This is a genomic window from Streptomyces sp. NPDC052012 (genome assembly GCF_040689265.1).
GTDB lineage: Bacteria > Actinomycetota > Actinomycetes > Streptomycetales > Streptomycetaceae > Streptomyces.
Genome location: NZ_JBFAXA010000004.1, coordinates 253,358 through 278,274, shown reverse-complemented (window position 1 = coordinate 278,274; position 24,917 = coordinate 253,358). Strand labels below are relative to the sequence as shown.

The window sequence follows — 24,917 nt, the reverse complement described above, 5'->3', positions numbered from 1 at the left end:
ACCCTCGGGCGCGCTAGACCCGACAGCGACAGCAGGAGCTGGAGACACGCGCGAGGTCGACGTGGCGTCGCCGCGTGAGGTCCTGTCGCTTCATGCCTTCGATCAAAGCAGTGGGGGCCCGGCCGGTCAAGAATGCCGGATGTGATTCCACATGCTGAGAGTCGGTATTCACGAGGTTGTGACAGGGATTCCCTTGAACGCGGCTCGCGGTGAACGGCAGTCTCCCTGCCGTGCGTATCGAACAGCTCGAATACATCGCTGCCGTCACGCGGTTGGGGTCGCTGCGGCGCGCGGCGGAAGAACTGCACCTGTCCCAGCCCGCGCTCAGCGAGACCGTGCGCAACCTGGAGCGCGAACTCGGCGTGGACCTGCTGGAGCGAAAGCGGTCCGGGGCGAAGATCAGCGACGAGGGCCGGGAGCTGCTGCCGCACATCATGACCGTGTTGGACGCGGTCGACCGGCTGCGCGGTGCGGCCGGCGACCAGCACCGCATCAGCCGCATGATCCGGCTCGGCACCGTCAACACGGCCACCGTCCCGCTGGTCATCCCGACCGTGCGGGAGTTCCGGGCCTCGCACCCGCTCACCCAGGTCGAGTTGGTCGGCGCGCAGCAGGCCGAGATCCATCGCGGGCTGCTGGAGGGCGCGTTCGACGTCGGGCTGGTCAACTACCTCGGAGGCGACGACATGCCGCCCGGCTTCGAGACCACCGAACTGCTGCGGGGCCGGCCGGTGGTGTGCGTGCGCCCGGACAGTCCGCTGGCGGCCCTGGAGGCGGTGGACGCGGACAGCCTCCTGGCCGAGCCACTGGTCGTGATGCGGTCCGGCTACGTCATGCACCGCTTCGTCCACCGTCTGCTGGGCGGCCGCACGCCGTCCTTCTCGTACTCCACCGACGGCGCCGAGATGGGCAAGCTGATGGTCGCCGAGGGACTGGGAGCCACAGTGCTGCCGGATTTCAGTGTCCTCGGCGATCCACTGGAACGGCGGGGCACGATCACCGTACGGCCGCTCGCCGGGGACGCGACCGACGTGCTGCTGGTTCTGCAGCGCCGGCACTCCGGTTCCGTCCCGCGGGCCGTCCGCGATCTGCACGAGCTGTTCGTGCGCAACGCCCGTGCGTACCGCGCCCCTTCCTGAAGCGAGCGGCCGCGCTGGTGCGCGCATGCCCCTGTGTGGTTACCTGGCTCCATGACCGTGCTCGTGACCCGCCGCCACGTCGACTACGTGCGTGTCACCACCACGGGTTGTTCCGCCGTGAGTTGACTCCGTCCTCCGGCGCCGGACCAGCCTTTTCCCACTGTGTCGCGCTGACCGCTGCGACGGCCCACCGGGCTCCCTCCGCCCGCGAGCGGCTGCTGTCTCTCCCTCTGGCCATCAGGGGCCGTATTCCACAGGAGTACACATGACCGTCCAGGATTCCTCCACCGACATCGGCACCTTCACCGCGGAATGGGAGGCGTGGCACCGGCGCAAGGATTCCGCCCTCGCCCATGAGCACGGATTCCTCGCCGTCACCGGCCTGCACTGGCCGGCCACCGACCCCCAGCGCTTCCCCGACGCGCCCGGCATCTGGTCCACGGGCGACGACGGCATCACCGTCGTGCTCGGCGAAGGGGAGGAACTGGTCGTCGACGGCACCGTGGTGCGCGGACGGCACACCTTCGGAGTCATCCCGGAACGCGGCGGCGTCAACGCCGTCTGGGGGGATGCGGTGATCGAGATCGCCAAGCGCGGCGGCCACGACCTGATCCGCCCCCGGCACCCGGAACATCCGCTGCGCACCGCGTTCACCGGGACACCCGCGTACGCGCCGGACCCACGCTGGGCGGTCACCGGCACGTACACCCCGTTCCCCGAGCCGCGGCCGACCACCGTGGGCGCCGCCGTCGAGGGGCTTCAGCACGTCTACGACGCCCCCGGCCGGATCCGCTTCCGCATCGAAGGCCGCACACTGGGGCTGACCGCGTTCAACGGGCACACACCGGGCAGCCTCATGGTGCTGTTCACCGACGCGACATCGGGCGTGACCACGTATCCGGCCAACCGTGCCCTGCACATCGACGCACCGGGGCCCGACGGCACCGTGGTGCTGGACTTCAACCGCGCCACCAACCTGCCCTGCGCCTACACCGACTTCGCGACCTGCCCACTGCCGCCCGCCGAGAACCGGCTCCCGGTCGCGATCGAGGCCGGTGAGAAGATCCCCCACGAGCGGATCTGACGTGCTCGTACGAACAGTGAACCGTCGCCCGGTCGCGGGGCGGCAGGATGACCCCGTGCTCGTCGTGATCGGCGGTCCGCTCCGGTCTGGTCCGGCACCCGGCCGGTCCGGTGGGCTACGTCGTCGGGTACGCCCTGGCCGAGGAGCATCTGCGGCAGGGCCTGGCCGTGATCGCGGAGCCGGCGAACCCGCCGGCGGTGACCCGGGACGCCGCCCTGCCGCTGGGCGAGGTCGAGCCGAGGAGCTGCGCGGCTCCCGCGAGTTCGCCGAGCTGCGCGCGGGAGGCCCGGCGGCGGTCTCCCGCACGCCGGGTCTCCCGCTCACCTCCGGTTCCACTCCTGCGCCAGCAGTTCGTACGACCTCACCCGGTCGGCGTGGTCGTGGGTGATCGTCGTGATGAGCAACTCGTCGGCTCCGGTGGCCTCTTGGAGCTGCACCAGGCGGTCGGCCACCTGTCCGGGTGAGCCGACGAACTGCGTGTCCACGCGGTCCCGCACCAGCTCCCTGCCCTCGTCAGTCCACTCGAGGGCCCGGGCCTGCTCCGGCGTCGGGTACTCGATGGCGCCCTCGGCGGTACGGATGCTGCGCACCCACGCGCCGTAGCCGGTGGCGAGCTCGCGGGCCGTCTCCTCGTCCTCCGCCACGACCACGTCGGCCGAGACGCTGACGTACGGCTTGTCGAGGACGTCGGAGGGCTGGAAGAAGGCCCGGTAGCCGTCCACGGCCTCCAGCACGGTGGCGGGGCTGACGTGGTAGTTCGCGGCGAACCGCAGCCCCCGCGCGCCCGCGACCTCGGCGCTCTGGCCGCCGCTGCTGCCCAGGATCCACACCTCGACGTCGGCGCCCTCGCCCGGCACGGCGTGCGCCTCGACGCCCTCCGGGGACTGATAGGTGCCTGCGAGCAGGGCGAGGATGTCGTCGATCTGCTCGGCGTAGTCCTGCGACTCGGCGCCGGGAAGCAGGAGCAGTTTGCGCTGCAGGGCGATGCGGGGTGAGCCGAGGAGGCGTTCGAAGGAGAAGCGGGGCGGGATCAGCAGGCCGTTCGGGGCCCGGCCGTCCACGACGGGGGTGACGGTGGCAGGGGCTGCGGTCGGCTGTCCCGGCGGACGGCCGCCCGAGCGGCCCAGGCCGAGGTCGAAGCGGCCGGGATGCAGGGCGTCGATCAGGCCGAACTCCTCGACCGTGCTGAGCGCGGTGCGGTGGCCGAGCTGTACGGCGCCGGAGCCGAGCCGGATCGTGGAGGTGGCGGAGGCGGTCAGCGCGAGGACGACCGCCGGTGACGTGCCCGCGACGCCCGGGTTGAGGTGGTGCTCGGCGAACCAGTAGCGGGCGTATCCGAAGCGCTCGGCGTGCTGTGCCAGGTCGATGGAGTTGCGCAGGGCGTCGGCAGCCGTCGAGCCGGAGGGTATCGGCACCAGGTCGAGGACGCCGAGGGGGATGTCAGGCACGGGCGGGCTCCTCCTCGGTGACGGGCAGGACCGGTCCCCAGGCGAAGGGCGGGTCCGGGATGTCGCGGCGCAGTACCGGGGCGACATCGGACTGGAAGAGTTGGAGCGAGGCGCGGTGCCGGCCGTCCGTCAACCCATTCGCATCCGCGTGCAGATGGAGCACCGTGTGCCCGAACTGCTCGTGGTAGCGGTGCACCTTGTCGATGATCTGCTGCGGGCTGCCGATCAGGGCGGAGCTGCGCTCGACGAAGTCCTCCAGGGTCTCGAAGACCACCGGCAGGCCGAACTGCTTCTGGAACGCCAGCGTCGACTCGAAGATCGGCCGGTACACCTCGATCGCCTCCTGGGAGGTGCGGGTCACGAGGAGCCCGGCGGTGCCGGCACCGACCGCGATCTTCGCCGGGTCGTGGCCGTGGAACGCCCAGCGCTCGCGGTAGTACCTGATCAACTCGGCGTACGGCTCGATGGGGTGGGTGACGTTCGCCGAGAACAGCGGGTCGCCGTAGCGCGCGGCCAGGTCCACCGACTCCTGGCTGGTGGCGCTGCCGTGCCAGACCCGGATGGGCCGCTGGTAGGGCCTCGGCCACACCTCGGCGTCCTTCAGCGGCGGGCGGAAGCGGGTCGCCGCGGTCACCTTGTCCTGCCGCCAGATCTGCCGGAACACCTCGTAGCTCTCGGCGTTGCGGTCCCACTGGTCCTCGGGTGTGACGTGGAACAGCTCGCGCTGGGCGGTGCCGTTGCCCTTGCCGATGATCAGCTCCAGTCGTCCCTCGGAGAGGTGGTCGAGGGTGGCGTAGTCCTCGTAGGCGCGCACCGGGTCCAGGAGGCTGAGCGTGGTGACGGCGGTGAACAGCCGGATGCGTCGGGTCAGTGCCGCGACGTGGCTGAGGACGACGGTCGGCGAGGAGGAGATGAACGGCCGCTCGTGCCGCTCCCCCACACCGAATCCGTCGAAGCCGAGTTCCTCGGCGAGCAGGGCGTTGTCGAGGACCTCGCGGAAGCGGTCATGGGTCGGCTTCTGGACGCCGGTGATCGGATCCGGCCGGTGCACGATCAGGGTGATGGCGAGGAACTTCACGATGCCACCACCCGCTCGTCACGGACGTCGTCCGGGTGCGCAAGGCCGAGGTGGTCGCGCAGGGTCGGGCCCTCGTACTCGGTGCGGAACACGCCCTGTTCCTGCAGGAGCGGGACGACCTTGTCGGCGAATTCGTCGAGGCCGGTCGGGGTGATGTGCGGGACGAGGATGAAGCCGTCACTTGCGTCGGCCTGCACGAACTCGTTGATGGTGCGGGCGATGGTGGCCGCCGAACCGATGAAGTTCTGCCGGTTGCCCGTCTCGATGACCAGGTCGCGGATGGACCAGTTGTGCGCGGCGGCGAGCTCGCGCCACTCGCGGGCGGTGGCCAGCGGGTCGCGGTACATGCGGACCTGGGCGCGGCCCTTGGAGATGTGGTCGCCGCTGACGTCCGGGTCGATGTCGGGGAGCGGCCCGTCCGGGTCGTAGGAGGACAGGTCCCGGTTCCAGACGAACTCCAGGTGCTTGAGGGCGGTGGCGCCGCTGACCTGCTGGCGGCGCACCAGCTTGGCCAGCTCCTCCGCCTCGGCGTCGGTGTCGGCGAGGGTGAAGGTGGCGGCGGGCAGGATCAGCAGCTCGTCGTGGCGGCGGCCGTACTTGGCGAGGCGCTTCTTGACGTCGGTGTAGAAGGCCTGGCCCGCTTCGAGGGTGGCGTGCCGGCTGAAGATCGCGTCGGCGGTGGAGGCGGCGAACTCGCGGCCCTCGTCGGAGTCGCCCGCCTGGAAGATCACCGGGCGGCCCTGCGGGGAGCGCGGCACGTTGAACTGCCCGTGGATGTCGAAGTGCTGTCCGGTGTGGACGAAGGCGCCGGCCTTGGCGTCCCGCAGGAAGGTGCCGGTTACCTGGTCGGCGAGGATCTCGTCGCCGTGCCAGGAGTCGAAGAGTTCGTTCGCCGTGGCCAGGAACTCCTTGGCCCGGGAGTAGCGCTCCTCCTGCGGCAGGAAGCCGCCGCGGCGGAAGTTCTCGCCGGTGAAGGCGTCCCAGGAGGTGACGACGTTCCAGGCGGAGCGCCCGCCGGAGAGGTGATCGAGGCTCGCGAACTGGCGGGCCACCTCGTAGGGCTCGTTGAAGGTGGAGTTGATGGTGCCGGTCAGGCCGAGGTGCTCGGTGACGGCGGCAAGTGCGGCCAGGACGGTGAAGGTGTCGGGGCGGCCGACGACGTCCAGGTCGTAGATCTTCCCGCCCTGTTCGCGGAGCCTGAGTCCCTCGGCGAGGAACAGGAAGTCGAACTTGGCGCGTTCGGCGGTCTGCGCGAAGTGCGCGAAGGAGCTGAACTCGATATGGCTGCCGGCGCTCGGGTCGCTCCACACGGTGGTGTTGTTGACGCCGGGGAAGTGGGCGGCCAGATGGATCTGCTTCAGCGGCTTGCTCATGGTCGTGGTCGTCCCTCGGCTCAGGCGGTGGCAGCTGCGGCATAGCGGTTGGCGGGGCGGGCCAGGCCCAGCAGGCCGCGCAGGGTGTCGGCCTCGTAAGCGCGGCGGAAGACGCCCCGGCGCTGCAGTTCGGGGACCAGCCCCCGGGTGATCGCCGGGAGGTCGTGGCCGGCGACGGCGGGACGCAGCCGGAAGCCGGTCAGCCCCGCACCGTACAACTCCTGGAGCACGTCTGCGAGTTGGGCGGGGGTACCGGCGAAGATCCGGGCGTCGCTGGTGTACGGCTCCCCCGCGAGGGCGTCGAGGCGCGCGCGCCGGTCCTCCGCGGCAGCCCGGTCGTCGTCCAGGAAGACCACCAAGTCTCCGAAGACATGCAGGGGTTCGCCTGCTCGCCCGGCCGTCTCCTGCTCGGCGCGGACCTCGGCGACGATGGCGCGAGCCTGCTCGGCGTCGTGCGGGGTGACGTAGCCGACATCGGCCACGCGGGCCACCAGCCGGTAGGGAACGGTCTGGTGGGCGAGAGCGGTGACCAGCGGCTGGCCCTGCGGCGGGCGCGGTGTGATGGAGGGCCCCCTGACGCTGAAGAACCGGCCCTCGAAGTCGATGTAGTGCAGCTTGTCTCGGTCGATGAAGCGGCCGGTGGCGGCGTCCCGGATCTCGGCGTCGTCCTCCCAGCTGTCCCAGAGGCGGCGCACGACCTCCACGTGATCGGCGGCCTCGTCGAAGAGGTCGGCCACCAGCTCCCGGGTGTCCGGGTGGTCGTAGGCCTCGACGCGCGGGATGGTGCGGCGGCCGAAGTGGGCGGCCTCGTTCGGGCGGGCGGTGATCTGCACGCGCAGGCCGGCGCGGCCGGTGCTGACGTAGTCGAGGGTGGCGATGGCCTTGGAGATGTGGAACGGCTCCGTGTGGGTGGCCACCACGGTCGGGACGAGGCCTATGTGCCGGGTCAGCGGGGCGACGCGGGAGGCGATGAGGACGGCGTCGAGGCGGCCGCGGACCTGGTCGGTGCGCTCGTCCGGGTCCAGGAAGTGGGAGGACTGCGGGCCCAGGCCGTCCTCGATGGTCACGAAGTCGAGCAGACCGCGCTCGGCCTCGGCGACCAGATCGGCCCAGTATCCGGCGGTGAACAGGTCGCGCGGGCGGGCCACCGACTCGCGCCAGGAGGCGGGATGCCAGCCCGTGCCGTCCAGGGCAACAGCAAGGTGCAGGGAGGGGGGAGTTGTCGAGGACACGAGTGGGTGCCTTCCTGGAGGTCCGTGACGAGAACGCCGGCCCCCCCGACGGGAGGAGGCAACAGCGGTGAAGGAACGGGTCAGGAACAACAGAGCGCGCAGGCCACGCCCGGGCTCAGGCCGAGTGCGGTGCTCGCAACAGCCGACCGCTGCGACGCCGCGCCGGGTGACGGCAGGGGACACTCCGTGGACGGCCGCACCTGGTGCCGGTTCCGCTCACAGCGTGTGGAACAGGCGCGCGGCGTTGCGCAGGGCGTGCGTCGCCACCCGCTCGCCGAGGGCGAGACCGGCCTCGTCGGCCGAGCGCGTGTGGATGCCGGAGTACACGCGGGCGTCCACGTTCTCCTGGGACAGTCGGCTCCAGGTCGTGTACGTGCGGGTCACTCCGGGGGCGGTGGGGCTGGTCAGCCGGAAGGGCGCCGTGCGCGGCCCGACGAGCGCCGAGAGGACCGCTTCCGCGGCGCCCGAGTACGTGTTGTGGCCGCTGGGGTAGTCGGGATGGGCCGGCGTGGTGTGCAGCGGCGTCCATGCGGGGTCGGGGTCGATCGAGCCGGTACGGATGGCCGTGACCGGGCGCCACCGCAGATGGGCGTACTTGCTGTCGGAGGTGGCGATCTGCGTGTCCACCAGGGCGACGTGGAACAGGGCCACCAGCCTGGCCCGTCCGGCGCTGGAATGCGGTGACCGGGCGAGGGCCACCCGCAGTGGCTCGGTGTACAGCGTCAGTGAGGAACCGAGCCAGAAGGTGGCGGTCTCGGTCTGCTTCTGAGTGCGTACGGTGCTGTCCACGGCCCCGTAGGCACGGACTTCGGCCAGATCGGCGCGGTAACGCGCGGAGTCCAGGGCGGGCGGTGCGGGCAGCCGGTACTGGTCGGGGCTGTCCAGCAGGAAGGGCCGGGCGAGCCGGTTGCCGTACTGCGCGGCCGGGGCATGGGCGGGCGGGGTCGGCTGCCACACTCCAGGAACCGCCGGTGGGACGGTGAAGGGCGCGTTGACCGAGGCCGGGTCGAGGCCGTCACCCTCGCGGGCGGCGAGCACGAGCCGCGCCTGGCGGGCACCGGCCGCCACACCCTTCGACTCGGCCGCCCCGTCGGGCACGGCATCCAGCGTCGTGCGCAGAGCGGCGTCCAGTTCCTGAGTGCGGGAGGGGACCAGCGCCACCAGAGCGTCGTGTACGGCGGACGCCAGGGCCGCGTCCTGGAAGTCGCCCCGGTCGACGCCGGGCGGTATCACGCGGGTGGCTCGGGCCGCCGCGAGCCAACTGACGGCCCAGGTACGGCTGTTCGTGATCTGCGTCGGGGCACCGCCCGCCGCGACGGTGGCCGCTGTCGTGTCGTACCAGTCGAGCGCCACGGACGAACGCGGCTGTTCCTCCACCACGGCAGCCGCGGCGGACGGGACAGTGACGGAGGCGGCCAGCAGGACGGCCGAGCCCAGCGCCACCAGGACGGGACGGACGGGATGACGGGTTCTGAACGGTTTCACGCGTACTCCTTCGCGGACGTGCGGATGACCGGTGGTGTTGTCGACGCCGGGCAGTGAGCGGCGAGGTGAACTCGCCTGCGGGGATCAGTCGTTGCGGTGGGTGTCGTGGTGTGCGTCATCGGTCCGGCTCCGTGTCTCGGACCAGGCCGATCTTGGTGGTCAGGGGGCGGCGCGGGCGAGAACGGCCACCGGGTCGAGCCGGCCGGGGCTGTCGTCGGGCGGTGGGGCGGGAGAGCCGCCGACGGTGACGAAGCCCGGGGTGCCCCGCTCGGCCTGCGCACCCCGGGCCGGCTACTTGTTGGTCCTGGGCAGGCCGGGCGGGTTGATCTCGGACCTGGTCACGGCCTCGTCGGGCAGGCCCCAGCGCTCGAGTACCTTCGCGTAGGTGCCGTTGTCGATGACGTGGTTGAGGGCGTCGGCGAGCGGCTTGACCAGGCCGCTGTCCTTCTTGGTGGTGGCGGCGATGAGGCCCTGGAGGGTGGCACCGGCGCCGGAGTAGGTGCCGACGACCTCGGTCTTGCCGGTGGTGGCGGCGTGGTAGGCGGCGGTCGGGTTGGGGCCGAGGTAGAGGTCGATGCGGCCGGACTGGAGAGCTAGGTAGGTGTCGCTGTCGTTCTGGTAGTACTTGATGTTCACCGGCTTGCGTCCGGCCTTCTCGTTCTCCTTGCTCCACTCGATGAGCAGCTTCTCCTGGTTGGTGCCGCTGCCCACGGCGACCGTCCTGCCCGCCACGTCCTCGGGCCCGGTGATCTTCAGGCCGCTGCCCTTCTTCGCCTCGAAGCCCAGGTTGTCCTCGCGGTAGGTGGCGAAGTCGTACTTCTCCTTGCGCTCCTCGGTGACGGTGATGTTGCTGAAGCCGACGTCGTACTTGGCGCTGTCCAGGCCGACGAAGATGTTCTCCCAGGAGACGGTGTTGATGTGCAGCTTCAGGCCGAGCACGTCGGCGACCAGGGAGGCGATGTCGGGCTCGACGCCGATGACGGTCTTGTTGTCGGTGGCGAAGAAGGTCAGCGGCGCGGCGGAGCCGGAGGAGTCGACGATCTCCAGGGTGCCTCTCTTGCGGATCTTCTCGGGGACCTCGGCGGCGATGGAGTCGACCTTGTCGGTGGTGACGCGGTTCTGGTCGGGACTGATGTTGATCTTCGTCTTGCCACCCGACGTGGCCGCGACCTCGGTCGTGCCGCCGTCGTCGGGGTTGCTGCACGCGGCGAGGACGAGGGCGGTGGCGAGTCCGAGCGCGGCTGCGGCGGTGCGGCGGTGGGTGATCGAGGTGGACATGGTCGTGCTCCTTGCTGCGGAAAGGGGTGAGGGTCGGTCAGAGGACCTTGGAGAGGAAGGCGCGGGTGCGCTCGTGCTGCGGGTCGTCCAGGACGGCCGCGGGCGGCCCCTGCTCCACGACGACACCGCCGTCCATGAACACCACGGTGTCGGCGACCTCGCGGGCGAAGCCGATCTCGTGGGTCACGACGATCATGGTGGTTCCGGTGCGGGCCAGGTCCTTGATGACATCGAGGACTTCGCCGACCAGTTCGGGGTCGAGCGCCGAGGTGGGCTCGTCGAAGAGCAGCACCTTCGGTTCGAGGGCGAGCGCGCGGGCGATGGCAACGCGCTGCTGCTGGCCGCCGGAGAGCTGCCGGGGGTAGGCGTCGGCCTTGTCGGCGAGGCCGACCCGGTCGAGGAGCCGGCGGGCGGTCTCCTCCGCTGCCTTGCGCGGGCGGCGCAGGGCGGAGACGGGGGCCTCGATCAGGTTGTCCAGCACGGTCAGGTGCGGGAAGAGGTTGAAGCTCTGGAAGACGAACCCGATGTGGGTGCGCTGCTTCAGTACGTCCTTCTCCTTCAGCTCGTGCAGCTTGCTCCCGGAGCGGCGGTAGCCGATGAGTTCGCCGTCGATGCTGATCCAGCCACTGTTGACTTTCTCCAGGTGGTTGATGGTGCGCAGCAGCGTGGACTTCCCTGAGCCGGACGGGCCTAGGATCACGGTGACTTCGCCGGCCCGGACCTTCAGGTCGACGCCGCGCAGCACCTCCAGAGGGCCGAAGCTCTTGTGGACGCCGTGGACGTCCACCATCACGTCGCCGACCGTCGGCGTCGCGTCCTTGACGGCCACTGTCACGTCGCTCATCGGCTGTCTCCCAAGGGCTTCAGGGGGATGACGGGCTGGTTGCGCTGGGCGGCGGCCGCGTGCAGGGTGCGGACGAAGCGGCGGGCGCGCTGGAGGGGGGTGGGCGGCGGGGTGCGGTTGGTGCCCCGGGCGTAGCGGCGCTCCACGTAGTACTGCGCGACCGACAGCAGGGAGGTCAGCACCACGTACCAGGCGGTGGCGACCAGCAGCAGCGGGATCACCCGGCCGTTGCGGCCGTAGATCACCTGCACCTGGTAGAAGAGCTCGCCGATGGACATCACGTAGACCACCGAGGTGCCCTTGAGCAGGCCGATGATCTCGTTGCCGGCCGTGGGCAGGATGGCGCGCATGGCCTGCGGCAGCACGATCCGGCGGATCTGCCGCAGCCGGGGAATGCCCAGCGCGGCGGCCGCCTCCAGCTGCCCGTGGTCGACGGCGATGACACCACCGCGCACGATCTCGGCGGCATAGGCGGCCTGGTGCAGCGTCAGCCCGATGATCGCCGCGCCCATGGTGCCGATGATGCTGTTGCTGTCGACGGACCAGAACACCGGGCCGAAGGGGATGCCGAAGCCCAACTGCTCGTACAGCGCGCTCAGGTTGAACCAGAACACCAGCTGGACGATCATCGGGATGGACCGGAAGATCCAGATGTAGGTCCAGGCGACGGTCTGCAGCACCGGACTGCGCGACAGCCGCATGAAGGCCAGCACGGTGCCCAGGAGGAAGCCCAGCACGGTGGCGTACGCGGTGAGCTGGAGGGTCACCCACACCGCCTGCACGATCGTCTCGGACAGCACGTAGTCGCTGAAGACACCCCACTCCCAGACCGGGTTGGTGGCCAGCCCGTGCACGAACTGGGCAACCAGCACGATCACGGCGACGGCCGCCACCCAGCGGGCGTAGTGGCGGGCGGGGACGACCTTGAGGGAGGCCGGATCGTCCTGGTCGGGCGGGGTCCCGGGGTCGGTGCCCGGGGTGGCCGCGCCGGGCGGCGCGGTGTCGGTGGTGGATGGCAGCGTGGACATCGTGAACGTTCCTGCTCAACTCTCAGGTGTGCTCGGGCGGGTTGATCCGCGACGTGTCGATCGCGGAGGCGGAGGTGCCCCACTTGTTGAGGATCCGGGCGTACGTGCCGTCCTTGATCAGCTCGTTGACGGCGGCCTGGAAGGCCTTGGTGAGGGGGGAGCCCTTCTTGAAGGCGAAACCGACGTCGAGACGGTGGAACTCGCCGAGGAAGGTGGTCTGGGAAGCGGGCTGGGCTGCCTGGTAGCGCAGGCCGTTGATGGTCGACATGACTACGTCGATACGGCCCTGCTGGAGTGCGGTGAGGGTCGCCGCGTTCTCCGAGTAGACCTTCACGTCGTACGGCTTCCTGCCCGCCTTCGCGCACACGCCCTTCTGCGCGGTGAGGGTGGCCTCGAAGGTGGTGCCGGCGCCGGTGCCGATGGTCAGTCCGCACAGCTGGGTGAGGTCGGTGACCTTCTTGCCGAGGGCGGTGTTGCCCGTCTTCACCGCGAAGCCCTGGCCGTCGTTGATGTAGGTGACGAAGTCGATGGTCTTCAGGCGTTCGGTGGTGACGCCGAAGTTGCCGGTCCCGAAGTCGTACTTGCCGCTGCCCAGGGCGGGCAGGATCGTCTCGAAGGAGGCATCCTGCCGCTCCAACCTCACACCGAGGACCTTGGCCACCGCGTCGGCGATATCGATGTCCTGGCCCGCGGGCGGCTTGTCCTGCCCGTTCGGGTAGTACGCCCCGGGCGGGAATCCGACCGAGCTGCCGACCCGCAGCGTGCCCGCTTCGCGGACGCCGGCGGGCAGCAGGGCGGCGGCGGAGTCCACCTTGCGTACGGCGGCGACCGGGTCGTCGGTCGGCGCGGGGAACGCCTGAGCACCCGCCGGTGTGGTGCCGGAGGTGTCGCCGGAGCCACACGCGGTCAGCGACAGTACGGGCAGCAGCGCGATGGTCACGGCGATGCGCAGGCGGGTTCTGATCGGGCGAGGGTTCACAGGTCGGCTGCCTTTCCCGTGCGTGCTGTGCGTGCTGTGCGTGCTTCGGCCGGCAGATGCTTCTCGAAGGGCAGCGGGCCGATGGTTTCCGGGTCGGCCTCGGTGTCGAACAGCGGTGTGTAGCCGGTGGCCAGGTACAGGCCGCGGGCCTCGGGCTGGCGTGGCCCGGTGGTCAGGTAGATCCGCCGGTAGCCGCGTGTGCCCGCCTCGCGTTCCAGCTCGGCGATGACCCGTCGGGCGAGGCCACGCCGCCGGTGGGCGGAGTGGGTCCAGATCCGCTTCAGTTCGGCGGTGGTCGCGTCGTACCGTCGGAAGGCGCCGCCCGCGACGGGCTCGCCGCGCTCCAGCAGCAGGAGCAGCAGGCCGCCGTACGGTTCGGTGAACTCCTCGTCGGGGTAGCGGGAGATCTCGGCGTGGGCGTCCTTGCCGTAGCGCGTGGAGTACTCGTGGCCGAGTTCGCGCAGCAGGGGTCTCACGCGCGGGTCGGAGACAGGGACATGAAGTGCCGTCACATCCACTGCCGGTGACGATGGTTGGGCTACGGAGGTCATTCGCCCACCGCCGCAAGGGACTGCGTCCCGCGTGCCGCCCGTTCGGCGTCGCGCTTGGCGACCTCCTCGCGGACGATCGGGATCACGTACCGGCCGAAGTCGATGGCGTCACCCAGCAGGTCGTAGCCGCGGGCGGAGAGGATGTCGACGCCGAGGTCGTAGTAGTCGAGCAGCGCCTGGGCGACCGTCTCCGGGCTGCCGACCAGGGCATTGGAGTTGCCCGCGCCGCCGGTCGCGGCGGCGGTCGGGGTCCACAGGGCGCGGTCGTAGCGCTCCCCCGCCTCGGCGATGGCGAGCAGCCGTTGCGAGCCGACGTTCTGAGGTGGTGCAGCCTGCGGCTGCGCGTGCCCGTTGTGGCGTTTGGTGATCGCCTCGCCCCTCTCCTTGCGCGCCTTGATCGCGCCGACCGTGCGGTGGGCCTTCTCCCAGGCCACTTCCTCGGTCGGGGCGATGATCGGGCGGAAGGCGACCTGGATGCGGGGCACGTCGGTGCGGCCCGCGGCCTTCGCGGCGGCCTTCACGTTCTCGATCTGCTCGGCGGTCTTCGCCAGCGGCTCGCCCCACAGGCAGTAGATGTCGGCCTCGGCGCCGCCCGCGGCGTACGCGGCAGGGGACGATCCGCCGAACGAGACGTTCGGTCGGGGCTGTTGGACGGGGAAGACGTCGCTGACGAAGTCGTGGAAGCGGTAGTGCTCGCCCTCGTGGTCGAAGGGCTCGTGGGTGGTCCAGATCTTCTTGACGATCCGGATGTACTCGTGGGTGCGGGCGTACCGCTCGTCCTTGGTGAGGGTGTCGCCCTCGCGGCCCTGCTCGTGGTCGTTGCCGCCCGTGATGAAGTGCACGGTCAGCCGGCCCTCGCTGATCTGGTCGAGGGTGGCGAAGGTCTTGGCGGCGAAGGTGGGGCAGGAGACGTTGGGCCGGTGGGCGAGCAGGATCTGCAGGCGCTCCAGCCTGCTCGCGATGTACGCGGCGGCAGGTGCGGGGTCCGGGGACCCAGAGCCGTAGGCGAACAGCACCCGGTCCCAGCCGTGGTCCTCGTGTGCCCGGGCGAGCCTGAGCGTGTACTCCTTGTCGAACGCGATGCCGGAGCGGGGCGTGGTTTCGGATCCGTCGTTGGTGGCGGCGATGCCGAGGAACTCCACAGGCATGGACATGGCCTTTCAGGGATTGCGGCGGCACGCAGGCATGGCGGAATCGCTTGCGTGCAGGCATGAGTGAACAGACCGTCAGGCAGACGGATCGGTGCAGTCGTGACGACGTCGAGCGTCGGGAGAAGCAGAGCTGCGGCAGCGCGCGTGGGGAGAGAAGTCGGCCCGCGACGGGGTCACCGAGGGAGGGAAGGGCCGGTCAGACGGCCCGCTGCCGAGTCAGGCGCAACACGCGGCGGACCACACCCGACCGAAGTCGATGTGATCGCGCGAGACCAAGCGCTGCTGGGCAGTCATGCGACTAATTGAGCAGTACATCGTGGCGCTCGTCAAGCAGCGCCCGGATGCCGGACCTCCCGGGACTTGGCGCTGCGCTGGGCGCTGTTGACACATAGATGCCCTGGGCACATACGATCGACAGCGGATCGGCCGCCCTTGCCCGGCAGCCTTCCCGGCCGCGTTGAGGGACGTGGCGAATGTGACGACGCCGAGCCCCGGCCGCACCGTATGCACGCAGCGCCTGTGCCGTTGCGCTCCCTGCGAGTGCCACCGGGTGGTCACCCACGCCTGCGATCCCCTCCCCCGGAGAGCCTCGAGATGGTCACGTCTTCCGAAGTCACGCCGGCCCCTGCGACGAAACCCCCGAACCAGGCGAGCGCGCCTGGTCCCGACGTGCCGCGGATCGTGCCGCGCCGGCACGTCGGCCGGTGGCTGACCGCTGCGGTCGCGCTGCTGCTGTTCGCGATGGTGCTCAACTCCGTCGTCCGCAACGACGCCTTCCAATGGAGCGTGGTGGGCCGGTACTTCACCACCGCCGCCGTGCTCGACGGACTGCTGCTGTCCCTGTGGCTGACGGCTGTGGTGATGGTGCTCGGATTCCTGCTCGGCACCCTGCTCGCGGTGATGCGGCTCTCCGCCAACCCGGTGCTGCGCACGCTGAGTTGGGGCTATGTCTGGATCTTCCGGTCCACACCGCTGCTGGTGCAGCTGCTGTTCTGGTTCAACATCGGCGCCCTGTATCCGACGCTGGGCCTCGGCATCCCGTTCGGCCCGCAGTTCCTCACCGTCAAGACGGTCAACCTCCTCGGCCCCACCCTGACCGCCGTCATCGGCCTGACCTTGCACGAGACCGCCTACGCCGCGGAGGTGGTGCGCGGCGGCATTCTCTCCGTGGACTCCGGGCAGACCGAGGCCGCCCAGGCACTGGGGCTGAGCAGACGCCGCACCCTGCGCCGGATCGTCGTCCCCCAGGCGATGCGCTCCATCGTGCCCACGGCCGGGAACATGCTGATCGGCACCCTGAAGGGCACCAGCATCGTCAGCGTGCTGGCCGTGCACGACCTGCTGTACTCGGTGCAGCTGATCTACAACCAGACCTACCAGGTCATCCCGCTGCTGATGGTCGCCACCCTGTGGTACATCGCGGTCACCACGGTGCTGAGCGCGGGCCAGTTCTACGTCGAGCGGTACTACGCGCGCGGCAACTCCCGCGCTCTGCCGCCGACCCCGCTGCAACGGCTGCGCGGCCACGTGACCGCCGTACGCCTCCGGCTGGGCGCGGCCACGGCCGCCGACGCCCGCCCGGCGATCGGCGGTGACCGGTGAGCAGCACCCCTTCGCCGGCCGTTCTGGTCGTCGTCGGCGCGGGGCCGCGCGCCACGGGCCTGCTGGAGCGCATCGCCGCCAACGCACCCGAACTGTGGGGGGAAGCACGGGAGTTGCGCATCCACCTGGTGGACCCGCATCCGCCCGGCCCAGGACGCATATGGCGCCACGAGCAGTCGGCGCTGCTGCGGATGAACTCCATGGCCGAGGACGTCACCATGTTCACCGACGAGTCCTCCACGATCGACGGCCCGGTACAGCCGGGCCCTTCCCTTGCCGAGTGGGCCGCCCAGTTCTCCGGCCAGGGGCCGCGCCACGCCCCGTACGCAGAACCCACCGACCCGGACGTGCTCACCGAACTGCGCACGCTCGACGGGTCCGACTTCCCCACCCGCCGTGCGCAGAGCGCCTACCTGGACTGGGTGTTCCGCAGGGCGCTGGCCCAACTGCCGCCCACCGCCACGGTCGAGTGGCACCCCACCACCGCGACCGCCGTCACCGGTCCCCCGGACGGCCCGCAGCAGGTGCACCTCGCCGACCGCGCCACCCCGCTCACCGCCGACCTGGTCGTCCTCGCACAGGGACACCTCGGCTCCGCTCCCGCCGACGAGTGCCGTGACCACGCCGCCTTCGCCCGCCGGCACGGCCGCTTCCACCTCCCGCCCGAGTTCTCCGCCGACGCCGACCTGGCCGGGCTGCGGCCCGGAGAGCACGTCATCCTGCGCGGCTTCGGGCTGGCCTTCATCGACCTGATGACCCTGCTCACCGAGGGCCGCGGCGGCAGTTACCGCACCGAGTCCGACGGCACCCTCACCTACCTTCCTTCCGGCCGCGAGCCCGTCCTGCACGTCGGATCGCGGCGCGGAGTGCCGTACCACTCCAAGACCCGCTACCGTCTCCAGGGCCCCCGGCCTCCACTGCCGCGCCACTTCGGCCCCGACGCGGTCGACGCGCTGCTCGCCGAGGGCCGCCCACTGGACCTGCGGCGCGACGTGTGGCCGCTGATGGCCAAGGAGATCGGCTTCGGCCACTACCACGAGCTCTTCCACGCCCACCCCGAGCGCACGGCCCTCCCCTGGGCGGACTTCGTGGCCGCCTACGACCGCCAGGGCTGGTACGACGCCGAGACGGCGGCCCTCGTCGCCAGGGCCGTGCCCGACCCGGCGGACCGCCTGGACTTCGAGGTCCTGGACCGCCCGCTGGACGGCCTGGCCTTCCCCACGCCGGAGGCCTTCCAGGACCACCTGCGCGACCACATCGCCCGGGACGTCGCCCGCCGCGAGGACCCACAGTTCAGTGCCGACCTCGGGGCGTTCCTCGCTCTGCTCTCCGTCTACGGCCAGTTGCCCCGCCTGGTCACCGCGGGACGGCTGACCGCTCGGTCTGTCGCCGAGGGAGTCGACGGTTGGTGGCACGGCTTCTTCAGCTTCCTGGCCTCCGGCCCGCCCGGCTTCCGCCTGCGCCAGCTGCTCGCCCTCTCCCGGGCCGGGATCGTCCACTTCGTGGGCGCCGGCATCCGGATCGACACCGACGAGAGCACCGGCACCTTCACCGCGACCAGTCCCACCGTCCCCGGGCACACCCTCCACGCCACCGCCCTCATCCAGGCCTATCTGCCAGGTCCCTGTCTCGACCGCACCGAGGATCCGCTCCTGCGGGAGCTGCACCGGGCCGGTGCCCTCACCGAGGAAGTCATCGCCGACCCCACCCACACCCACCGCTCCGGCCTGCTCGCCGTCTCCCCCGCGCACGGCCACGTCCTCGACCCGTCCCTCGACAGCCCCCACCCCCGCCGCATCGCCCTCGGTGCCCCCACCAACAGCCGGGCCGTCGCCGCATTCGCCCGCCCCCGCACCGACGCGCCGGCCTTCCGCCAGAACGACGCGGTCGCCCGGGCGCTCCTGCGTGCTCTGAGCGCCTCCGGGGCTGAGACGGTCACGTCTCCGCTGGACGGCCGACCTCTCAGAGTGTGAGATCTTCCCTACTTTTCCTATGGAATTACTAGGAAAGTCTTGACCGGGTCCGCCGGGGGTGCGCAGGATGATGAACATGTCCCGTAAGCAGCAACGACTCGTTCGTCGTCGGTATGTCGACTTTGGTCACGTCGTCAGTGCCGCCTGCTGCCGCGCGTAAGGCATGCGACTCGCACCTTCGCCCGTGTCACTCCGCTCCCCCCTTCACCGGCGATCAGGCGCATTCACCCACCGCGCCTGACGGCCCGACACCCTTCTGAGGGACAACCGCCATGACCACGGTACTTCCGGCCCAGGCCACCCCACACGATCCGCTCCTCTCCGGCACACCCCGTCTTCGCCTGGTGGGCGATACCGCTCAGACAGGCACCCCGGGACACACTTCCGCGCCGCTCGTCGGCTACCTCGTACTCGTCCCCGAGGGCACCGATCCCACCGAGTTCTTCGCCAAGGACAGGCCACGGCCCGAGATCCGACCGGTCGCCCCCGCAGGCTCGGCCCCTGTCCGGGGGACGGCGGACGACGTCGTCCGCATCGATCCGGCGCGACATGTCGCCGAGGTCGACGGACGCCAACTCGACCTCACCTACCTGGAGTTCGAGCTGCTGGCGCATCTCGTTCAGCATCCCCACCAGGTGCAGACGCGTGATCGGCTGGTGACTGCCGTCTGGGGCTACGACCACATCGGCGACGGCCGCACCGTGGATGTCCACATCGCCCGCCTGCGCCGCAAGCTGGGCGAAGCTCACCGGCACCGCATCGTCACCGTTCGGCGCGTGGGCTACAAGTACGTGCCCGACCAGCAGGAGAGCTCCAACGCCGCGCTCTGCGGCCGACCTTGAGGAGACCATTTCCATGGCCCTTGCCTCCGCGCCGTCCCACCCCGCCTCGCCGTCCGACCGAACCGGGCCCGGCCATGCGCACTGGCTGCGCGTGGCCCGCGAGGTGGCGGACGACCTGGCCACGGACACCGTGGCCAGGGAGCAGGCGGGCAAGGCCCCGATCGACGAGGTGTCCCGGCTGCGCGAGGCGGGACTGCTGACGCTCGTGACGCCGGCCGAGCCCCAGGGCGCCGGCGCGGACTGGCGCACGGCCTACGCCGTCGTCCGCGAGATCGCCGCGGCAGACGGCGCGATCGGTCAACTGCTGGGCTGTCACTACTTCCTGTCGTGGAGCGCCCGGTTCTTCGCCGGGCCCGCTCTCGCCGCGCAGACAGAGGAGCGGTCCGTAGCCGAACAGTGGTGCTGGGGCGGCGGTCTCGCGCGTCAGGAGCCGCCCCTCATGCTGGCCAGGACCTCCGAGGGACTGGTGCTCGACGGTCGGCAGAGCTACACCACCGGGGTCCTGGTCGCCGATCGTCTCGCCGTACGCGCCGTACGGGAGGACACGGGTGAACCGCTCGCCGTCGTGGTGGATCCCGCCCGTCCCGGTGTGATGATCGACGGCGATACCGACACCTTCGGCCAGCGGCTCGCGGCCGGCGGCAGCGTGGAGTTCGACGACGTACCGATGGGTGCCGACGACGTGCTCGGCTCCCTGTCCGCGGACGAGGATCTGCTGTCACCGCGGGCCACCCTTGCATCTCCCGTCGGGCGTCTCTTCTCCGCCCAGCTCCTTCTCGGCATGGCCGAGGGAGTGCTCGCCGAGGTCCGTGAGTACAGCAGGACGGGCCAGGCACCCTGGCGCCCCGCCTGGCCGGCCGGTACCCCGCACGACCCGCAGGTGCAGACCGCCTACGGAGAGCTCACCGTCCTGACCCGCTCCGCGTCGGCACTCACCGATCAAGCACTGGAAGCCGTGCGCGGCGGCCTCGAGCGCGGCGACGACCTCACCTACGACGAGTGTGCGGACATCTCCGCCCTCGTGGCGATGGCCGAGACCGCCGCGGCCAGGGCAGCGCAGGAGTCCACCACCCGCTCCCTCGACATCATCGGCGCCCGCTCCACCTCCGCGCGGCTGGGCTTCGACCGGTTCTGGCGCAACGCCAGGACCCACACCTTGTACGAGCCTGTCTCACACCGGCTCCGCGATATCGGGGAGTACTTCCTCAACGGCGCCCACCCTCCGTTCGTCCTGCCCGCCTGATCGGGAGGCGGGGACATTCGGGGAGACCGATTCCGGGGTGCCCGGCAGCCCGGTGGGTCGGCAGCGGGACCACGGCGGCGCTACTGGCCGGACATTCGAATCGGAGGCCTGCCGTGACATGGTCAACCGGGCTGGCCGGGCTGGCGGTCGGCCTGCTCATAGCGGTGGTGACCGCGCCGGTGGGGGTGTCGGGTGCGGTGTTCCTGCTGCCCGTGCAGTTGAGCGTCCTCGGGGTGCCCAGCCCGGCTGTCACGCCCACCAATCTCCTGTTCAACGTGGTGGCCGGGCCCGGCGCCCTCCTGCGCCACCACCGCGAGGGCCTGCTGTACGGCCGGCTGACGCGGCGCCTCGTGACCGGCACTCTGCCCGGGGTGGTCATCGGCGCCGTGATACGGGTCTTCGCCGTCCCGGGGGCCACCGTCTTCCGCCTTCTGATCGCCGCTTTGCTGATGCCACTGGGCCTGTGGCTCATCGGGCGCACCCTCGGGCCGGCCCGGCCGGCCCCCGCTGCGGAACCCTCGCCCCGGACCATCACCGGACTGGCCCTCGTCGTCGGCATCGTCGGCGGGATCTACGGGATCGGCGGCGGATCCGTCCTCGGCCCCCTTCTGGTCGGCCGGGGCATGCCCGTCGCCCGCGTGGCGCCAGCAGCCCTCGCCTCCACGTTCACCACCTCCGTGACCGGGGCCGCGGCGTTCGCGCTGCTGTCCCTCACCGGCTCCGGTGATGTCGCCCCTCACTGGTACCTCGGCCTCGCCTGCGGTCTCGGGGGACTGATCGGCGGCTACCTCGGGGCACACCTGCAACCTCGGCTGCCCGAAACGGCACTGCGTCTCGTGCTCGGCGTCCTGGCGACCGCCCTCGGTGCTCTCTACGCCGTGCAGTCACTGCGCTGACGGCGGTGGCGGCACAAGCGGCCGACTCGACCTGCCGCAGCCGTGCAGTGAGCATCGCCGCTCCGGGCGCCGGGCACGAAATCCCCGGAGCGTGCCGCCAGTTCGGTGACAAGCAGCGATCCCGAGGACGAGGCCGCGGCGTCCCCGGGATCGGGATGATGCAGGCGGTCCGGTCCAGGGCGGCACCCGGGCACGTAGGTTCTGTCGACAGGGGGTCGCGGAGACCGTGAACCCGTCTGCCGTGGCAGCCCACCAACTGTCGCGTCCGTGAGGGGCTGCGGCTGTCGCTTCTCAGGAGTACCGAAGCGTGAGAGCCCTCTCGATCGCCGCGGCGTCCGCGTCATCCGCCGCCCACGCCACGTAACCGTCGGGCCGCACCAGCACGGTCGTGCGGCGGTCGCTCGCCCAGTGCTCCACGACCGGCAGGTCCTCGCGGTCACCCCGGCCGTCGTACGGCACCTGCCCGGACCGCGGAGTGATCAGCACGAACCGGCCGCCGCGCAGCGCCTCGTACAGGCGGCGCCCGCTGTCCAGCGCCACGTCCGGGACGCGGGTGCCGGCCAGGCGGTGGGAGCCGCGCGGGGCGGGGTACCGGTAGCCGATGCCCGTGACCTGGGCCAACGCCTTCGCCTGGACGGGCCGGGCGGCGTTGACGACGGCGGAGACGAGGGCGCGTACGGCGCGCAGGGCCGGGTTCTGCGCCCGCGCCAGGCGGACGAGGCCGCCGCTGCTGCGCAGTACCGCCTTGCCGACCGGGTGACGTTCGCTCTGGTAGGTGTCCAGGAGGCTGTCGGGCGCCAGGCCCTTGACGACCGCGGCGAGCTTCCAGCTGAGGTTGGCCGCGTCCTGGAGGCCGGTGTTCATGCCCTGGCCGCCGGCCGGTGAGTGCACGTGCGCGGCGTCCCCGGCGAGGAAGACCCGCCCGACCCGGTACTCGGGTACCTGGCGTTCGTCACTGTGGAAGCGGGAGAGCCAGCGGGCGTCGTGCATGCCGTAGTCGGTGCCCAGGGCACGACGGGTGACCTCCCTGACCTCGTCGAGGTCGAGCGGGGCGTCGTCGGGGACCTCGTGGCGGCGGTTCCAGCCCATGACGCGGTACCAGCCGTCGCCGAAGGATGCGATCATCGCGAAGGCGTCGCCCGCGCCGTTGACGGTGAGCACGCTCTCGGGCCGCTCGGCGAGCCGGACGTCCGCCAGAAGCAGGGACTTGATGACGGACACGCCGGGGAAGGGCTGAGCGACCGCCTGGCGTACGGCACTGCGGTGGCCGTCGGCGCCGACGACGTAGGCGGCCCGGTGGGTGACGACCGCCCCGTCCGGGCCGCGCACGTCCACATCGACGCCGCTGTCGTCCTGCCGGAGCCCCACCACCTCGTTCTCGAAGAGGAACTCGACACCGAGCTCGCGCGCCCGCCGCTCCAGCAGCCGCTCGACCTCGTACTGCGGGGTGATGAGAAGGAACGGGAAGCGGGACGGCAGCGTGCTCAGGTCGAGGGAGAGCCGGCGGAAGAGCCGTAGTCGGGTGATGGTGCTGCCGGTGGCGAGCAGGTCGTCGGCGAGGCCGCGGGCGTCGAGCTGCTCCAGGGTGCGGGCGTGCACTCCGAAAGCCCGGGAGAGGTTGCTGATCTTGTGCGGGCGCCTCTCCAGGAGGGTGACGGGGACGCCGGCGGCGGCGAGGTCGCCGGCCAGGAGCAGGCCGGTGGGGCCGGAGCCGACGACGATCACGGGGTGCGTGGAGCCCGTGCCGTTGCCGTTGTCCGTGCTGGTGGCGGTGTCGTGCATGGTGACCTCCTAGACACCCACGTCTGTTGGCCAACGAGCGTTGGTCAACGCATGTTGGCAAGCGTAGGTATGGAAGGCGGCAGATGTCAACAGTTGTTGGCCTACGGGTGTGGGCATACGATCGTCGGCATGACCCCGAGCACGCCTCCCGCCCCCGCCCGCCGCTCCGACGCCACACGCCTGGCGATCCTCGACGCGGCCCGTGAGCGCTTCGCGGCCGACGGCTACGAACGCGCCACCATCCGCGCCATCGCCAGGCACGCGAACATCGACCCGTCGATGGTGATGCGCTACTACGGCAACAAGGAGGGCCTGTTCGCCGCGGCCGTCGCCATCGACCTCGAACTCCCCGACCCGGCAACACTGCCCCGCGACGAGGCAGGCCGGGCGCTCGTGACGCACTTCCTGGACATGTGGGAGGAGAACGAGGTGCTCACGGCCCTCCTCCGGGTCGGCGTGACCAACCAGGCCGGCGCCGAACGCATGCGGGGCATCTTCACCGACCAACTGCTGCCGCTCGCCCTGCGCGTGTGCCCCGACCCCGAGCAGGCCCCGGCACGAGCCGCACTGGTCTCGTCCCAGCTCCTCGGCCTGGCGCTCACCCGCTACGTCCTGCGCCTGCCTCCCGCCGTGGCGCTGGACACCGAGGAAGCCGTGGCATGGCTGGCACCCACAGTGCAGCGATACCTCACCGCACCCCACCCGGCGGCGTGAGGACCGCTTGCCTGAGGGCACGTCTACGGCGCTTTCCTCGTCCACGTAACAGACGATGCGCCACATCGGCCCGTTCCTGCGCCCAGACCGCAAGCGCTCCGATCAGATCCGGATCCGCTCCGTGCCGCACGAGCCTGGGGCCGCGACTGCTCGTGCGACCGTTCGCCCTCTGCAGATCCACCGCCTGAGGGTGCCCGGAGGAGTGGACCGGAAGTACGTTGACGGCACGAGAACCCCCTTCTGACATCCGGGAGGTCCGATGACGGAGCAGCAGGCAGCGATCGGGCAGGTGTTCAGTGCCGGAGCTGAGGAGTTCCACCGCTGGTCGCCCCGGCTGTGGGACCCGATCGGGCGGGCCACGGTGGAGATGTCGGCTCCGGCCGTCGGCGAACGGGTGCTCGACGCCTGCTGCGGGGCCGGAGCATCGGCGCTCCCCGCGGCCCGCGCGGTAGGCCCCGGCGGACTCGTCGACGCGGTGGACCTCTCCGGTGCGCTCCTCGCGCTCGGCGAACGGCGTGCCCGGCAGGAGGGCCTGGCCAATCTGGGGTTCCACCACCACGACGTGACGACCTGGACAGGACCCCAGGGCGGCTACGACCTGGTGCAGTGCGCGCTGGGCGTCTTCTTCTTCCCCGACATGGACCGTGACACCGCCAAGCTCGTGCGTCTGCTGCGACCGGGCGGGCGGCTGACGGTGACCGTGTGGGAGAAGGGGGCGCTCAGCGGGTGGGTCCAGGCGTTCAAGGGCGCCGTCGAGACCGAACGGCACGTGCCCGCGGCGCCGCCATCGGACCAACTGGCCCGGATCGACACCGCCGACGCGCTCGCCGCCTGGCTCAAGGACCTCGGGCTGAGCGATCCCCGCGTCGTCCGCCGGGCACTCGCCGTCCCGCTCACCCCCACGACCGCCTGGGACCTGGCCGTGGGCAGCGCCACCCGAGGCCTGCTGAACGGCCTGACGCCCGACGCCGTGGAACGCGTCCGCGGCCGCTTCACCGCCGCGCTGGAGGAGGCGTCGGTGACGGACCTGGACGTGCGCATCCTGACCGGCACGGCACGGACGTGACCTCTGGTGCACTGCCCGGGCCGTGATGGGTCTGATGAAGGGGCCCGAGCGCATCGTCGTCCGGGTCGCTTCGCCCGCCTGGCGGCCCGGACGGGCGTCCAGCCCCTCCTCCGCGGCGGTTGCCGCTGG

Annotated in this window: 21 protein-coding genes and 1 pseudogene; 10 read left to right on the top strand and 12 right to left on the bottom strand. The window is 71.1% G+C overall.

Annotation, left to right across the window (positions count from 1 at the left end; genetic code table 11):
• Positions 1–230: 230 nt before the first annotated feature.
• The 3 genes and pseudogenes from AB0412_RS10940 to AB0412_RS10930 all read left to right on the top strand — a co-directional run.
• Positions 231–1,139, top strand: a complete 909-nt coding sequence (locus AB0412_RS10940; protein WP_366402212.1) for a LysR family transcriptional regulator — start codon at positions 231–233, stop codon at positions 1,137–1,139.
• A 265-nt stretch (positions 1,140–1,404) separates the two neighbouring features.
• Entirely contained in the window at positions 1,405–2,223 is an 819-nt protein-coding gene (locus tag AB0412_RS10935) for a DUF1684 domain-containing protein (RefSeq protein WP_366402211.1), read from the top strand.
• 68 nt (positions 2,224–2,291) lie between these two features.
• A pseudogene (locus AB0412_RS10930) lies at positions 2,292–2,435 on the top strand (adenylyl-sulfate kinase); the annotation flags it as partial.
• A gap of 108 nt (positions 2,436–2,543) precedes the next feature.
• On the opposite strand, the gene AB0412_RS10925 reads toward AB0412_RS10930, so the two are convergent.
• The 11 genes from AB0412_RS10925 to AB0412_RS10875 form a co-directional block, all read right to left on the bottom strand.
• Positions 2,544–3,671: an LLM class flavin-dependent oxidoreductase gene (locus AB0412_RS10925; protein WP_366402210.1), complete on the bottom strand. Its 1,128-nt coding sequence runs from the start codon at positions 3,669–3,671 to the stop codon at positions 2,544–2,546.
• Positions 3,664–4,749: an LLM class flavin-dependent oxidoreductase gene (locus AB0412_RS10920; RefSeq protein ID WP_366402209.1), complete on the bottom strand. Its 1,086-nt coding sequence runs from the start codon at positions 4,747–4,749 to the stop codon at positions 3,664–3,666. Before AB0412_RS10920 ends, AB0412_RS10925 begins: the two co-directional genes overlap by 8 nt.
• Positions 4,746–6,122, bottom strand: coding sequence for an NtaA/DmoA family FMN-dependent monooxygenase (locus AB0412_RS10915; RefSeq protein ID WP_366402208.1), 1,377 nt, complete (start codon positions 6,120–6,122; stop codon positions 4,746–4,748). Before AB0412_RS10915 ends, AB0412_RS10920 begins: the two co-directional genes overlap by 4 nt.
• Positions 6,123–6,142: 20 nt before the next feature.
• Positions 6,143–7,354: an LLM class flavin-dependent oxidoreductase gene (locus tag AB0412_RS10910; protein ID WP_366402207.1), complete on the bottom strand. Its 1,212-nt coding sequence runs from the start codon at positions 7,352–7,354 to the stop codon at positions 6,143–6,145.
• Positions 7,355–7,570: 216 nt separating this feature from the next.
• The gene (locus tag AB0412_RS10905; RefSeq protein ID WP_366402206.1) at positions 7,571–8,839 is read right to left on the bottom strand and encodes a vanadium-dependent haloperoxidase; all 1,269 of its coding nucleotides are present in this window, start codon (positions 8,837–8,839) and stop codon (positions 7,571–7,573) included.
• Between the two features lie 291 nt (positions 8,840–9,130).
• Positions 9,131–10,117, bottom strand: coding sequence for an ABC transporter substrate-binding protein (locus tag AB0412_RS10900; protein ID WP_366402205.1), 987 nt, complete (start codon positions 10,115–10,117; stop codon positions 9,131–9,133).
• Between the two features lie 37 nt (positions 10,118–10,154).
• Positions 10,155–10,961, bottom strand: a complete 807-nt coding sequence (locus tag AB0412_RS10895) for an amino acid ABC transporter ATP-binding protein (protein ID WP_366402204.1) — start codon at positions 10,959–10,961, stop codon at positions 10,155–10,157.
• Positions 10,958–11,980: an amino acid ABC transporter permease gene (locus AB0412_RS10890; protein ID WP_366402330.1), complete on the bottom strand. Its 1,023-nt coding sequence runs from the start codon at positions 11,978–11,980 to the stop codon at positions 10,958–10,960. Before AB0412_RS10890 ends, AB0412_RS10895 begins: the two co-directional genes overlap by 4 nt.
• 31 nt (positions 11,981–12,011) lie before the next feature.
• Complete coding sequence (locus tag AB0412_RS10885; RefSeq protein ID WP_366402203.1) at positions 12,012–12,968, bottom strand: ABC transporter substrate-binding protein; 957 nt, start codon at positions 12,966–12,968, stop codon at positions 12,012–12,014.
• Positions 12,965–13,519 carry a GNAT family N-acetyltransferase gene (locus tag AB0412_RS10880; protein WP_366402202.1) on the bottom strand — a complete coding sequence of 185 codons (555 nt, stop codon included), beginning with the start codon at positions 13,517–13,519 and terminating at the stop codon, positions 12,965–12,967. Before AB0412_RS10880 ends, AB0412_RS10885 begins: the two co-directional genes overlap by 4 nt.
• A complete protein-coding gene (locus tag AB0412_RS10875; RefSeq protein ID WP_366402329.1) occupies positions 13,516–14,667 on the bottom strand; it encodes an LLM class flavin-dependent oxidoreductase in 1,152 nt (383 codons plus the stop codon). The genes AB0412_RS10880 and AB0412_RS10875 overlap by 4 nt, the downstream gene beginning before the upstream one ends.
• A 597-nt stretch (positions 14,668–15,264) precedes the next feature.
• On the opposite strand from AB0412_RS10875, the gene AB0412_RS10870 reads away from it, so the two are divergent.
• The 5 genes from AB0412_RS10870 (at position 15,265) to AB0412_RS10850 (ending at position 21,226) form a co-directional block, all read left to right on the top strand.
• Positions 15,265–16,272, top strand: coding sequence for an amino acid ABC transporter permease (locus tag AB0412_RS10870; protein ID WP_366402201.1), 1,008 nt, complete (start codon positions 15,265–15,267; stop codon positions 16,270–16,272).
• Positions 16,269–18,245 (top strand): FAD/NAD(P)-binding protein, encoded by a 1,977-nt coding sequence (locus tag AB0412_RS10865; RefSeq protein WP_366402200.1) that lies wholly within the window; start codon positions 16,269–16,271, stop codon positions 18,243–18,245. Before AB0412_RS10870 ends, AB0412_RS10865 begins: the two co-directional genes overlap by 4 nt.
• A 272-nt stretch (positions 18,246–18,517) precedes the next feature.
• Positions 18,518–19,087, top strand: a complete 570-nt coding sequence (locus AB0412_RS10860; RefSeq protein ID WP_366402199.1) for a winged helix-turn-helix domain-containing protein — start codon at positions 18,518–18,520, stop codon at positions 19,085–19,087.
• 13 nt (positions 19,088–19,100) lie between these two features.
• Positions 19,101–20,330 (top strand): acyl-CoA dehydrogenase family protein, encoded by a 1,230-nt coding sequence (locus AB0412_RS10855; RefSeq protein WP_366402198.1) that lies wholly within the window; start codon positions 19,101–19,103, stop codon positions 20,328–20,330.
• A gap of 113 nt (positions 20,331–20,443) precedes the next feature.
• The gene (locus tag AB0412_RS10850) at positions 20,444–21,226 is read left to right on the top strand and encodes a sulfite exporter TauE/SafE family protein (protein WP_366402197.1); all 783 of its coding nucleotides are present in this window, start codon (positions 20,444–20,446) and stop codon (positions 21,224–21,226) included.
• A 291-nt stretch (positions 21,227–21,517) separates the two neighbouring features.
• Here AB0412_RS10850 and AB0412_RS10845 read toward each other — a convergent pair whose 3' ends face one another.
• Positions 21,518–23,008, bottom strand: coding sequence for an FAD-dependent monooxygenase (locus AB0412_RS10845; RefSeq protein ID WP_366402196.1), 1,491 nt, complete (start codon positions 23,006–23,008; stop codon positions 21,518–21,520).
• A 129-nt stretch (positions 23,009–23,137) separates the two neighbouring features.
• On the opposite strand from AB0412_RS10845, the gene AB0412_RS10840 reads away from it, so the two are divergent.
• Together AB0412_RS10840 and AB0412_RS10835 are read left to right on the top strand one after the other, a co-directional pair.
• Entirely contained in the window at positions 23,138–23,722 is a 585-nt protein-coding gene (locus AB0412_RS10840) for a TetR family transcriptional regulator (RefSeq protein WP_366402195.1), read from the top strand.
• A gap of 259 nt (positions 23,723–23,981) precedes the next feature.
• Positions 23,982–24,788, top strand: a complete 807-nt coding sequence (locus tag AB0412_RS10835; protein WP_366402194.1) for a class I SAM-dependent methyltransferase — start codon at positions 23,982–23,984, stop codon at positions 24,786–24,788.
• The last annotated feature ends 129 nt before the right edge of the window (positions 24,789–24,917 follow it).